Here is a 13470-nt window from a genome sequence, read left to right on the forward strand (position 1 = left end):
TTTTACATAGTTGTGTAAATAATTATTAATCTCATCATTGATGCAATCCTTTAGCTGATGTTGATGTTACAGGTATTTGCAAAGTAAAGGTTGTACTCTTACCCTGCCGGCTACTAACATCAATTTTACCATTTACTTCATAAATAAATTGTTTGACTAAACTTAGACCTAATCCTAAAGTTGATTCTGAGCTTGAATCCGTCGCCAATTCTTCACCATCGAGACCATTTAATTGCTTATAGATATATTGTCGCTGCTCTTCAGACATGCCAATACCTGTATCATGAACAATGAATTGTAAAATATCTTTGGCTTTCTGAGCTTCTGTGGTTTTTTTACTATTGTAGTCTTTATCATTTTGTAATATTTTGATACCTTCAGGAAAAAAGTAAGTGGTTAAGGTAATACCGCCTTGTTCAGTATATTTAATGGCATTAGTAATTAACTGGGTTAATATTGCCTCAAGTCGGTAACCGTCACCAATGATAATGGTTGGAATGTCATCTCTGAAATTATTTGCAAACCTTATGCCCTTATTTTTAGAGGATAACATTAGTTTATTAAGAACGTTATTTACTAACGTTTCAGGGTTGAATTTCCTAGAAGTTGTAGCGGCAGGTACTACGCTTGTGGCAGCAATTGAGATTGGGTAGCTAGTAAAATTTACTATATTTCTAGAGTAATACATTAAGTCCTTAGCATAAGCGACAAACACAGCTATAGTACTCTTTTTGTTGGGTTCATCCTCGTGTTCATATAGTACTGTAGAAAGAGCAAACATCTCACTACAAGGTTTGTTTATGCTAATGGATATAGTTCTTACAGAATCTTGGTGGATAAAATTAGCTAGTTCTAGACTAATATTATTTTTTTCATGGGTAGATTTGTTTTCTTGTTGATTTTTTATATCGGTAGGCATAGAATTAACTCCTATTTTACTCTAGGTGGAATAGACACTGAGGTTAGAGAAAAATTTTGCGATTGATATCTAACCTTAGTGCTTGACATTTACATTATTGTAACGTCGTCTTAACAAATACTCTTATTTTTCCTCAGAGTACAGCGGTTTTTCACGATTAGTAATTTTTTTTATAAAGTTTTTTAGAATAGTGTTAAACTAGAGACAGTGAGTAAGATTATTCTTATAGTCGCTGGCTAAACAGCTAAGAAACAAGCCGTAAATTAGTTGTTCAAACAAGCTACCTAACGCGGTTAATTGCATAAATATCTAATTATCTACTTACATTTTAAGGCAAATATCAGCCTAAAATTGTATCAGGTTTTTTTATACCCAATAAAGCTAATTGTTTAGCAGAAGAAAGGGAGTACTTCCATTGACCATGACTTTTAAACCACCATTTTTACCAATATACCGATGATTCTTGTAGCATTTTTGTGATATTTATGATACAATAAGTGAGATATTTATATACTTGAATAATGAACACTTACCATCATGGCTACTACCCAAAATAAGTCGTTACCATTCTTTAATTGGGTTGGCGGCAAAAGAAAACTTGCCGATCAATTGATACAATATGTTCCTGATACTTTCAATAATTATTATGAGCCTTTTCTTGGTGGTGGTGCATTATTCTTCAAAATAAAAGATAGGTGTCAGAAATGTTTTTTATCTGACATTAATTTAGAATTAATTACCAGCTACAATGCTGTAAAAAAGAATCCAATAGCAGTAAATGATTTATTGTCCCAACACAAAGCACAGCACTCAAAAGAATATTATTACAGTGTACTAAACAATGATAACAGCAATGACCCTACTAACATCACTGCTCGGTTTCTTTATTTAAATAAATATTGTTTTAATGGCATTTATTGTATCAACAAAAAGGGCAAGCTTGGCTTGCACTTTTCTACTCATAACTATGGTATCTCTCATTTTAAGAAAAGACTAAAACAATGCAGTAGCTTTCTAAGTGATACCGTAATTTACGTCACTGACTTCTCATTTATCGAACCTCAGGAAAATGATTTTGTCTATTTTGACCCGCCTTATCATAAGGCTGGAGAGAAATTTTATACTCGATTGCCCTTTAATGAACAGGAACAAGTCAGGCTAAGAGATTTTGCCAAGGAACTCACTAGCAAAGGTGTAAAACTAATGATTTCTAATAGTGACACCAATTTTATCAGAGAAATATACCAAGATTTCACCATAAATACTGTTGACATTAAATACACCATAACTGGACAGAAAGTAAACGTACAGAAAGAAATCGCCAAAGAGCTTATCATTATGAATAAGCTGATTGCTATGCTGATTACTCAATATATACTCAGCACTACTCTTACATTTAAGTATATTTAGTTTTTTATCTGTTTCGTCAATTCTTCAATCATTCTTTGCTGTACTTCAATCTGTATTTGCAATGCCTCAATAATATTATTAAATTGAACATTATCAGTAATTTCTTTTGTTTCCTTTGGCAGAGCTACTTTATTTTCTGTAAAAAATTCTGTGTCTTTCAGAATTTTGTCGAATGGAATCGCAGCTTTGTTCTGAAACTCTCTAACTTGCTCCTTAGCTATAATATCATATACTTCTGTTGACCTTTGATCCTTATGACCTAAAGCCTCACCTATTATCTCTCTATTTGCTCCAGCTTTACGCATCCAACTATACTCGATGAAAATCAACAATTGCGTTGTCGTTGTCCAAGACCTGCGGTGCTCACGTACTAATGTACGCTGCGCTCCTCGGCTTGAAGACTCCTAGCACTTGTTGATTTTGATCTTCGTCTACCAACTCTTCATTTACGAGCAGTATACCATGTGTTCTTCTTAAGTCATGTATCCTTAAGTCGTCAATACCCGCTACTTTACAAATTTTCTGCCAAGCCTCCTGTGGGACTGCTATGTGACCACTCTTACTATCTTTATGGCTACTTGGAAATACCCATACTGATTTATTATTATTTTCTTGTTGTCTTCTTGTCAATATGCTTAGGGCAGAGTTCACTAAATGAACTCTTTGTGTTTTATTATTTTTAGCAATCTTAGCTGGTATAGTCCATGTCATGTTTTCAAAATTAATATCCTGCCATTTCATAGATAAAACATTACTTCTCCTAGCTCCAGTAAATAATAGCATTAAGATAGCATCTGCAGTTATACTAGTACATTCTGCAATAACTGTCTTAATAAACTTTGTCAATTCCTCTATGGTTGCAATATATCGTGTTCTGACATTTTCCGGATTTCTTTCAATATCCTTTGCTGGATTCTTCTCTAACATTTCCCATTTAATACCCCTATTGAACATCGCACTAAATAACTTAACAAAGTCGTTAGCACTATATAGACCTCTATTATTGCTAATATCATTAAACGTTTTCTGAATATCAGCCCTTGTTACAGTAGCTATTTTCATGTCATAATAATCTTTACCTAATCGTTTCATTCTAGCAATATCATTTTCCCAGCCTCTATTTCTACGTTTACAGTGTTCTTCAATATAATGTTTATCAAAAAACTCTTTAACGGTTAATTTGGTTAATTTATCATCTATTGGATTATTTGTTAGTTCGGCTGGTTGATTATCTATTTGATTATTTGCAATAGCTAATTTTTCAAGAGGGTTAATGCCTCTTGCTATCTGTCTTTTTAGTTCAGCAGCTTTATTTCTTGCCTCTGCTATCGACATATAAGGAAATTTACCTAATTTAATTGAACGACTAGGACATTTCTTCTGCACTGTTTTACGTAAGTAAAAAGTCTTGCTTTTGTTTGCAATAAGATATAAGCCCTTTTCTTTGATATCATTATAAAAATCTTGTTTAGTTTTGGGAGGAATAATTTTGCTTATAGAATCTTGAGTAAAATGTAATTTGAAAGTTGCCATATATCTACCTTAATTATATTATTAGTTTCAATAGCGTTTACACTAATGATGTTATACTAATTCCCTAATTTAAATTAGTATAAATAGTAGAAAAAAGATGAGATTATGTTATAATATTCCAAGTTTATGAATAAATTAAGGAAAGGAATATAATGGGATGTCATCAAAGATTAATAACAGAAGAGTTATACCAACGTGCTATTGAGCAACTTGCAAGCATGAACCGAGATAATAGAGTTGCTATTAGACTTATGGCTATAATTGCTGCTAAAGAAAATGGTGTTGGTGTAGTATGTAAGGTATTTAATATAACAACCAATACGCTTAGGAACTGGGTAAAAAGCTTTGCTCAAGGTAATGATAAAAGCCTTGAATATAAACAAGGTAGAGGACGAAAAAGTAAATTAACAAAAAATTGTTGTGAAGCAATAAATAAATGGTTACAAGACGATTGTAACATGACAATAAAAAATATCATCATAAAACTTAAAGAAAATTTGGAGATTGATGCTAGTAAATCGGTTGTACATAGAGTATTACAGAAACTTAAATTTGCATACATTACCCCAAGACCAGTGCATTACAAACAGAATAAAGAAACTCATGAAGGGTTTAAAAAAAACTTCAAGAAACAATAACAAATAACCCTAGCAGTTACTTGTATTTCTTTGATGAATCACGTTTTGGGACTCATTCTAAATTAGGTTATGGTTGGTTTCGTAAAGGTAGCAGAACTCAAGTTAAAGCCAAAATGGGCTTTCAAAATTTCTATGTTTATAGTGCGGTTAACCCAATCACAGGTGATGATTTTACTTTAATGATGCCAAATGTCAATACCGTTTGTTTAAATATATTTTTGGCAGAGATGTCTAAACAGATAGGAGAACAAAAAGCGATTATTGTTATGGATTGTGCTGGATGGCACAAAGCTAAAGAGCTAATTATTGCAACAAATATAGAAATTCTTTATTTACCCCCATATTCTCCTGAATTGAATCCGACAGAAAAATTGTGGCAATATTTAAAGTCTAATACTATAAAGAATAGAGTATATGACACAATCGAACAACTAGAAATAGTAGTATGTTCCTGCCTTAAAAATTTAAGTGCCTCACTAATTAAATCGATTTGTTGTATGAATTATTTGCTAAATTAAATTAGGGAATTAGTATTATTGGTATTTTTTATTTAAATTAAGTGGTTTTTTATTGATTTTTAATATAGGAGGGCATAGAGTAAAATCCTGTTTTTTGTTTTGTAAAAAATAGACATTGAGGTTAGAATTAAAAATTTGACTATTATCATTCTAACCTCGGTGCTTGATACTGCACCACGCAGTTTCATGTTCTACAAATACACCCATTATTCCTGATAGTACAGGGGATTTTCACTAGATTTAGAAAATTTTTAGAATAGTGTTAACTTAGTAACATCAGCTAAAATTGTTATTATAGTTGATGCCTAAATATCTGATAAGTAAGCACTTAATTGATAATGTGTATTGAGTTATATACCGATGATTTTTGTGATATTTATTGTTAATTTAATTATTAATATTAAGTTTTAAGCAAAAAACAATTAAAAAAATTAACTTATTTAATTAACCTATTTTAGTTTAAAACTATAATAACAATTCAACTAAGAATGTGACTAGAAACTATTATTTTTCATGTAGGTTTTATTTTGGTTTTGCAAGAAATTACCCCAATTTTTATCATAAATTGACAAATATATTAGGTTTAGATGGTTTTTAAATATTAATTCAAACTATAGGAGGAAAGCTTATGAGTACTAGGACTTCAATGGCTAAAACTAATAAAAAATTTGGCACACCCGGAGGGAGTCGAACCCCCAGCCTTATGATCCGTAGTCATATACTCTATCCAATTGAGCTACGGGTGCTATATATACTCTTCTGTTTTAAAGAATTGTTTTTTGAGATATTATTGGATTCACGTACCAAAGTACACTGAGTGCGTTCCTAATTCATTTTCAATTCGTAAGACCATTCGAGTATACTTGAATCCTAGATAGCATAGTGTGCTTATTTTTATAAAACATCTTAAAATTGAAAATTTTTAGAAAGAGTATACTATATCCCTAAACTCCTATTATGTCAAGATCATAAGTTTCCAAACCTAGAACAGGGCAGTTTAAAAATCGCAACTGTGAGTAGAAGGGGGTGCAAATGTTTAGAACAGGAATAAAAGAACTAAAAGATACTGCAAGCTAGGAAATAAGGTATCTAGAAAGAGATAAAGATAGTAAGAAAGAGTGGCTTTGTTGCATAAATAGGATTTGAGATAAATTACCCCTAACCCCAAAATAGAAGGTTAGCAAACGGCAACAGAAATTGGTTTGCCAATCTCAAACATTTTGTTTAGAAGGTAGCATTTAAAATTGTAAAAGTAAAGACTTGATCTGACAGTTTGGAGTTGTTGGATACGAAAATATGGAATAAAATCGTACCCAGCAAATTTTAACAACCTCTTATTAAGGAGATTGTCAGATGACAACATATCAAGAAAAAATTATAAAACCAAGAATTGGTTTATTACAATTAGCAGAACAACTAGGAAACGTATAGCAAGCTTGTAAAGTAATGGGCTATAGCAGAGATACATTTTACCGCTATAAGGAACTGCATGAGCAAGGTGGAGCAGAATCTTTGTTTGAGATGACTAGAAAGAAGCCATGTTTGAAGAATCGTGTTCCATCTAATATCGAGGATGCAGTAGTTAATATAGCTGTTGAATTTCCTGCTTATGATCAGGAACGTACTGCTAATGAATTACGTAGGAGAGGTATCATTATCTTTGGAGGTGGAGTAAGGTCTGTTTGGCTACGTCATGACTCATCTTCTAGACGAAAAAGTGCTTAAAACACCTAAAGAATGAGGTTTATAAGGATTTTGCTATAAGATTTGTAGTCATGTAAATGATATTTTTTATTTGACAATGCTAGAATTTAGAGATATAATTTCTTTCATGTATATTACAACTGTTCCAAATAGAAATTCTCGTCCTGCAATATTGCTTCGTACTTCCTATCGCGAGAACGGGAAAGTATTAAATAAAACCCTAGCTAACTTAACTAACTGGGATGATTTACGCATTGAGGCTTTTAAGAAGATGCTTAAAGGTGAATTTGATGGTTTAGATGGTGTTCCTGAGGTTGGTGAAAGTTTTGGGACTATTTTTCTACTAAAAAGAATTGCTGATGAAATTGGTATTACTAAGGCTCTTGGCACTAGAAGCAAAGAAGCTTTATTGAGTCTATTTTTGGTTTTAGCACGCTTTGCTCACCAAGGGTCTAGACTTTCCAACGTGAAATGGGCGAAATCGCATGCGATATCTGATGTATTATCTGTCGATTCATTTGATGAAAACCATTTATATCAGGCTCTAGAATGGTTAGAAGAGAACCAAGAAAAGATCGAATTAAAATTATTTAAAACTTATCAAAAGAAAAATAACAAGCCGCCTGTTATGCTTTTATATGACGTCACTTCCAGCTATTTCGAAGGAACAGAGAATGAACTTGCGGAATATGGGTACAATCGGGATAAAAAGAAGGGTAAAAAGCAAATAGTGATTGGTCTATTAACTGATGATCATGGCGAACCTTTGGCTGTTAGAGTTTTTAAGGGTAATAGTGCTGATCCTTCTACCATTTATGAGCAGATTGAGCTAGTAAAATCTAATTTTGGTATTAAGAATATCGTCTTTGTTGGTGATAAAGGAATGATTAAGAGACTAGGCAAAGAAGCCCTGAGCAAAGAAGGATGGGACTATATTACAACCTTAAGTAAAGTTGAGATTGAAAGCTTAAAGAAAAGCGGAGTTTTGCAATATAGTTTTTTTGCAGAACAGCTATGCGAAGTAACCAATAATGGCAAAAGATATATTTTAAGGAAAAATGGTTCTATAGCCCGAAAAGTTGAGTTTGATAGGAATACCCGAGTTGAAAAATTGGTTGCAAAGATTGAAGAGCGTAATATATATGTATCAACCCATAAGAAAGCAAAGCTAGAACTTGGTTTAAATAATATTCAAAAAATTGCCAAAGAATGGCGGATAGATAAATTTATCAACCTAAAATTAGATGGCAACCAAATAGTGGTTGAAATTGATCAAGATAAGAAAAAAGAGTTGTTTGCTCTTGATGGTTGTTATGCGATTGAAACACAGATTGAAATTAAACTGATGAGTAAAGAATTGGTTGATAAAGCTTACCATAATTTACATGAAGTAGAATCGAATTTTAGCAGTATGAAGACAGGATTACTCGAAGTAAGACCGATCTTTTTAAGGAAAAGCAATAGAACGAAGGGACATGTATTTGTTTGTATGTTGGCATTAAAAATATGGCACTATATGAAAAATAAGTTGAAACAAGGTTGTGGCGTAACCAAGGATGGTAAATATAATGTGACCATTGAGGAAGCATTAAGAGAGCTGGATAAAGTATGTTTTTTATATTACACAATCAAGGGTTGCAAAGTTGCAAGATTACCAAAATTAAGCGAGTTTCAACAAAATTTATTCAATTTATTTGATTTAACGATGCCCCAAATGACAAAATCTGCAAAATGATAAAATGTAGTCAGTAACAAAAATTTAATTTTCTGTCCCACACACCGCATGACAATCTACTTCTATAGCATAATTTTTGCTCATATTTATCTCGAAGATGAGTAGCGTGATTCTTGCTTGTCTCCTTTTATCGTTAAGGCAAGTTGTGTAAGATTTACATCTCTCACTTGCAGTAATCCTAATATTATTTGTTCTATTAATTTTATACTTGCAAAACTATTAAAAAAGTAGTCTCCTATTAATTGTGATAACGCTGTAATCATTCTCTTGCCTCTTAAGTCTTTAACAACCTAAGTAATAGAGCTTTGTCTACGCGTTATCTACTATTTTTTATTCTCTCCTTAATCTCTTTGTCCTGTACTGAGCAAAAAATATTTAACCACAACCACCACCAAGGAAGTTTGTGACGTACTTTCCACCCCTTACCAGTCAGGTTGGATGAATTTCATCATGCGGGGAGCAATCAAAACCGATATTGATGTAACTTTTAAGGTAGATAAGCCCTACCCGGTTAGTATACTTAAAATCTATGCTAAGGCAAAAATCTTGCCAAATTATAAGGGGTAAGTTATTCTAATGTTTTATTTAAAAAATAAAGGAAATGTCATGATATTTTTAAAAAAAATAAATCAAAATTTATTCTTTTTAATATTCTTATGTCTTTTTCTCAATGGTTGTACTCATCAAATTATATCAACAGTTACTGTTTTTCATAAGGATTTTGATATTAATCAAAGAAAATTTATTATATTGCCTTTAGGTAACCAAAAAGATAGCCTTGAATTCCAACAATATGCGAAGCTGGTTGCTGAACAACTAAATAACAGTGGATTAACTGAGATACACAATCAAGAGCAAGCAAATTATATGGTGTATTTTTCGTATGGAATGCTTAACCGTGAAAAAATCGTAGAATCTTTTCCTGTATATGGCTATGTGCAAGGGGATACTACGTACCATTCAGGATCTATAAGTTCATATAATAGTGGTTCTTACACTGGTAGTTCTTATACTCCACAGACTTTGCAACGAGTAGGAACAGAAGTTGCAACACACATTGTATATACTCTTGGATTTGATCTTAATATTTATCTAAATAATGATGGAAATGATGCTATTAAAGTATATGAAGGAAAAGTTACAAATATTGGTAATATAGGTGATTTTTTTATAGTTGGCAAATGTTTAATATTAGCTCTGTTTAAAGATTTTCCGGGACGAGATGGTTCTAGAGAAGTGGTTGAGATACCTTCTGAACATTGTATGACTAACTGAATATAATCATTGCGTTGTAAATTTTGTTTCTAAAATATAAAAAAGCAGACATGTAATGTTTGATTTTCTAAACTTTTTCTCGAGTGGTGCGAATGTATTTGCTACGGGGACGTCTTTGCTTAACACTTATGCCCAACTAAGAAGTAATAGAGAAAAAACCAAACAATCATTATATGAGCAGCAGTATTTACTCAAGCAACAACAAGAGCATCTTAAATTTGATCGTCAACAACTCTTTGAGCGAACCGCTGAATATGGGGCGATATCAAGTTATCACGTGGATATGTTACGGCAAGAGCAGTTATATAATCGTCAGCAGCTGGGCTATAATATCCTAAAAACTGGCATTGGTATAACTAGCACTGATTCAGCTGGCTTGTTGCTGAGGCATATGGCTTATATGGATGAAATGAAGGCAAGAAGTGTTGAGGCGGAGTATTTTCATCAAAGACCAAGATCAAACTTAAACACGGCACTAATTGACTTAAACAAGCAGGCAATTAACCGCAATATTAGCTCGATTAACTCAGCCGCACCTTGGCAAGCATTAGGTACGGTGTTAAAAGGTGTATCTGATCTTGGCGAGATAGCACGACTGAGTAGCGGAGAAGAAAAAAGAAAGTAACTGTGGAAGTATAAAAATGAAATGGCAAGCTATAGCAGCAGTAACTAATCAGATCAACGAAGAAGCTAAAGGCTATTTGGCACGTAAGCTAGAGAAAGATGCTAGTGTAGAAATGCCACATTTATGGTCAGATTTCCTTAGCGATACCACCAAGCATCTAAACCAGTCACAAAGTAATATTGAAGTAGCCCCCAATAGTAAAACTGGTGGTCTGACATGTTTAACGCAATTTGATGAGATGCACCCGGATTTTCTTGAGAATAACAAACCATGTCTTGATTACTTTCTAAGTAAATATGACCAACGAGCCAATGATTATTTGCAGCGTACTAATAATCCACTGACCAAACGTTTGTTGCAAGCTAAGATTAATGATTATAGGATATCGTTAGCTGGGCAAATAAGTCACACAGAAGCCAAGCTGATTGATGGTAAACGTCACCATTTAGCAATTGAAGTTATCGAAAAGTTAAAGAATGCTACTTATGATAACCCACAGTTTTATACTAGTCACTTACAAGATGTTGCAGTAGCTATTAATTCTCTATCATTACTGCCGCAAGAGCGAGATCAAATGTTGATTAATGCCAAACATGATTTAGCATTTGCCGCGGCACAAGCTACTTTAAAGCATTCGCCGGATGCTATATTAAATCCCAATATAGTTGCTGAATGGAAAGAAGATTTATCGTTTGAACAAAGGATTAAGCTAGAACATCAAGCAAATAATCTACTGCATCATCAGCAATTACTGAGACAACATCAACTTAGTTCGCTTATCAATGCCGATTTGCACAGTATCTTAAATACTGGAGAACGTGTTGAGGGCATTGAAAACCTACTGCAAGCCAGCTTTAATGCTGGTGATCCACGATTACTGCAATTTAGAAGCCAAGAAGCTTTGTATAAGCAGGCTTTTGTTATCTCACAACAAATAAAACACCTACCATTCAACCAAGGTCAGGAAATATTACAACAAATTGCCCCAAAGGGTGGGGATAGTGATTATGACAAGAAAGAGAAACTATATCATATTTAATAGATTAATACGATGGAAAATAATGACAGCTCAAATAATTACTTAAATTATCAGGCAAATAATAAACCAATCCACCCGCGTTACTATTCTACCTTATTACCGGAGCGTAGATTTAATAAAAGTATCGTTGATTTGTTAGGTAGTAGTAAATGGGATGTCTTGCGAGCAGTTAGCCGGCAAGCTTATGCAGATAGTCCAAGCCTATCAACTTTATGGCGAGCTTTTGACCCACAAGATATTATTGATCCTGAACTGCAGGATATTGCTGAATATTTTAAAACTTACAATAATAAATTAACCAAGGAAGAGTTTGAGCAAAAATATGGTGACTCAGGTTTAAAATATGACCCTAATTTTACCGAAACACTAGTAGAAGATATTTTAGAGAGAAAAAAGCAGCGAGAAATTAACGAGTATATCATTGCTGCAGGTAAAGGTGGGTTAGTTGAAGCTATTGGTAAATTTGGAGCTGAGATAGTATTTGGTAATTTGTCAGTAATTAATATTGCTGCTAGCTTCATTCCTATTGGTAGACCAGCAATGTGGGCGGCACTTAGCCAAAAATATGGCAAAATTCCAACAACATTAGTTAAGGATTTGCTAGGCGGGGCTATAGGTCAGGGAGTTACCGAGCCAGTTCTTCATAATGAACGACATACTGAACAAAGACCTTATGACTTGTCAAATAGTTTGATTAATATTATAGAAAGTGGTTTATTTGGTGCAACTTTGCATGGTCTTGGTTATTCGGCTAAATATTTGCGAGACAGATTGTATTTATATTCAAATAAGCTACATCCTGAAATTGAGACCTTACATCCGATAGTTGATAGTCAGTTAAAAGATAATATTGACACTGTACTAAAAGAATCATCTCCTCAGGAGAATATAATAGAAACTGAGCAAGTTGATAGTCAAGTACCAACAAGTACCGATGCTAATATTGGAAACAGTTCTTTATCAAGGTTAGCTGAGTTACAAGCAAAGAAGTTACAATTAATTACGGCAGCCGAGCAACAATTTCCCTCATATTCTGCCCAGCAGAGGCAAATAGCAGAATTACAACAACATATGCATGATCAGTTTGGTACTAATGGTAAAACTGAAGCAATACCAAGATGGTTCTTGGATATTTTACTAGAGGAAGAAGGTAAATTACAACAATTATATCAGGAGCATATTAATAACCCGGAGTTTCAGGAATATTTGACAGCAGTAAAACAATTAGATCAGCAAATTATCAATAATTTACGACGTCAGCAATGGGAGACTAAAGGCTATGATTTATCACCCGAAGAGTTATATATAGCAAGAAAACAGCTAGAGGAAGGCAAACATATAAATCTTGAGAATCCACAAAAAGCTGAATCTTTTTACCATGGTGATGATAAGAAATTTGAGAATAACAATGCCAGTCCTAATCTACAAGAGCATCTAGCTTCTTTAGAAGCTGAAATAGCCAATTTACCTGAACAACAAAAAGTTACTTATCAAGCAGAATCCATCAAGCAAGATGTTATTTACCAGCAAACCGAAGAAATTTTACGTAAGATTAAGCAAGGGGCTAACCCTTCAGAACTAGAGGAGTTATTTAAAACTCTCAGTCTCATCGATCCACAGTTAGTGGATGAGCTAAAAACTATCCATAAAGAATTTGTTGAACAGAAAAGATTGGATTTGCTAGAGAGAGACAAACAAATAGATATGTTCATTGATGATTTTAAGAAGGAACAGTTTGTAAAAAAAAGAAATAATGCCCTGAATTTAATCAAGATGGCTACCATAGAGAGATTTGTTAGAAATCATGACAATAAGATTGCTGCAATAAAAGAATATTTACGGCAGGTTGATTTACGGCAACAAACTATTGCTAAAGAGCTGTTATATGGCATTACAAGAGATTTAGAAAAAGCTGGTGTAGATTCGCGAGTTTGGAAATATTGCTTATGAAAAGGACATAATACAGGAATTATGGAATATCAGCCATCCTGATAAAAATCCGACAGGGAGTGAGAGGGCAATAATAGTAGCTCAAATAATCAATAAATGGCAAACAGCTGCCATCAATAGAGCT

At 33.3% G+C, this 13470-nt stretch carries 11 protein-coding genes, 1 tRNA gene and 1 pseudogene; 8 read left to right on the forward strand and 5 right to left on the reverse strand.

What is annotated here, in order from left to right; translation table 11 throughout:
• Window positions 1-34: 34 nt before the first annotated feature.
• On the reverse strand, window positions 35-919 hold the full coding sequence (locus ACQH1W_RS04695) for a sensor histidine kinase (RefSeq protein ID WP_375332612.1): 885 nt from the start codon (window positions 917-919) through the stop codon (window positions 35-37).
• A 534-nt stretch (window positions 920-1453) separates the two neighbouring features.
• On the opposite strand from ACQH1W_RS04695, the gene ACQH1W_RS04700 reads away from it, so the two are divergent.
• Complete coding sequence (locus ACQH1W_RS04700) at window positions 1454-2329, forward strand: DNA adenine methylase (protein WP_375333236.1); 876 nt, start codon at window positions 1454-1456, stop codon at window positions 2327-2329.
• Here ACQH1W_RS04700 and ACQH1W_RS04705 read toward each other — a convergent pair.
• A complete protein-coding gene (locus ACQH1W_RS04705) occupies window positions 2326-2634 on the reverse strand; it encodes a hypothetical protein (protein ID WP_341762875.1) in 309 nt (102 codons plus the stop codon). The two genes, ACQH1W_RS04700 and ACQH1W_RS04705, sit on opposite strands and share 4 nt — an antisense overlap.
• 58 nt (window positions 2635-2692) lie before the next feature.
• Window positions 2693-3862, reverse strand: coding sequence for a tyrosine-type recombinase/integrase (locus ACQH1W_RS04710; protein WP_375332613.1), 1170 nt, complete (start codon window positions 3860-3862; stop codon window positions 2693-2695).
• A gap of 152 nt (window positions 3863-4014) precedes the next feature.
• On the opposite strand from ACQH1W_RS04710, the gene ACQH1W_RS04715 reads away from it, so the two are divergent.
• Window positions 4015-5018 (forward strand): IS630 family transposase gene (locus ACQH1W_RS04715; RefSeq protein WP_375332614.1). Its coding sequence is split into 2 segments (ribosomal slippage): window positions 4015-4494 and window positions 4497-5018, totalling 1002 coding nucleotides; the frame shifts between segments, so codons are not numbered across the junction.
• A 669-nt stretch (window positions 5019-5687) separates the two neighbouring features.
• On the opposite strand, the gene ACQH1W_RS04720 is transcribed toward ACQH1W_RS04715, so the two are convergent.
• Window positions 5688-5764: transfer RNA gene (locus ACQH1W_RS04720), tRNA-Arg, on the reverse strand.
• A 607-nt stretch (window positions 5765-6371) separates the two neighbouring features.
• On the opposite strand from ACQH1W_RS04720, the pseudogene ACQH1W_RS04725 reads away from it, so the two are divergent.
• Window positions 6372-6734, forward strand: a pseudogene (locus ACQH1W_RS04725) (helix-turn-helix domain-containing protein); the annotation flags it as partial.
• Window positions 6735-6849: 115 nt separating this feature from the next.
• Window positions 6850-8457, forward strand: coding sequence for an IS1634 family transposase (locus ACQH1W_RS04730; RefSeq protein ID WP_425361205.1), 1608 nt, complete (start codon window positions 6850-6852; stop codon window positions 8455-8457).
• 86 nt (window positions 8458-8543) lie between these two features.
• Here ACQH1W_RS04730 and ACQH1W_RS04735 read toward each other — a convergent pair whose 3' ends face one another.
• Entirely contained in the window at window positions 8544-8720 is a 177-nt protein-coding gene (locus ACQH1W_RS04735) for a hypothetical protein (protein WP_341762909.1), read from the reverse strand.
• Between the two features lie 343 nt (window positions 8721-9063).
• Here ACQH1W_RS04735 and ACQH1W_RS04740 point away from each other — a divergent pair, with 343 nt between their 5' ends.
• Genes ACQH1W_RS04740 through ACQH1W_RS04755 form a run of 4 tightly spaced genes read left to right on the forward strand, consistent with a single transcriptional unit; the run spans window position 9064 to window position 13346 of the window.
• On the forward strand, window positions 9064-9732 hold the full coding sequence (locus tag ACQH1W_RS04740) for a hypothetical protein (RefSeq protein ID WP_425360962.1): 669 nt from the start codon (window positions 9064-9066) through the stop codon (window positions 9730-9732).
• Window positions 9733-9787: 55 nt separating this feature from the next.
• The gene (locus ACQH1W_RS04745; RefSeq protein WP_341762907.1) at window positions 9788-10357 is read left to right on the forward strand and encodes a hypothetical protein; all 570 of its coding nucleotides are present in this window, start codon (window positions 9788-9790) and stop codon (window positions 10355-10357) included.
• Window positions 10358-10373: 16 nt separating this feature from the next.
• The gene (locus ACQH1W_RS04750; protein WP_341762906.1) at window positions 10374-11396 is read left to right on the forward strand and encodes a hypothetical protein; all 1023 of its coding nucleotides are present in this window, start codon (window positions 10374-10376) and stop codon (window positions 11394-11396) included.
• Between the two features lie 12 nt (window positions 11397-11408).
• On the forward strand, window positions 11409-13346 hold the full coding sequence (locus ACQH1W_RS04755) for a hypothetical protein (RefSeq protein WP_375332617.1): 1938 nt from the start codon (window positions 11409-11411) through the stop codon (window positions 13344-13346).
• Window positions 13347-13470 lie beyond the last annotated feature (124 nt).

The sequence above is a fragment of the Candidatus Tisiphia endosymbiont of Stenodema calcarata genome (assembly GCF_964030695.1).
In the GTDB taxonomy this organism is placed as follows: Bacteria; Pseudomonadota; Alphaproteobacteria; order Rickettsiales; family Rickettsiaceae; genus Tisiphia.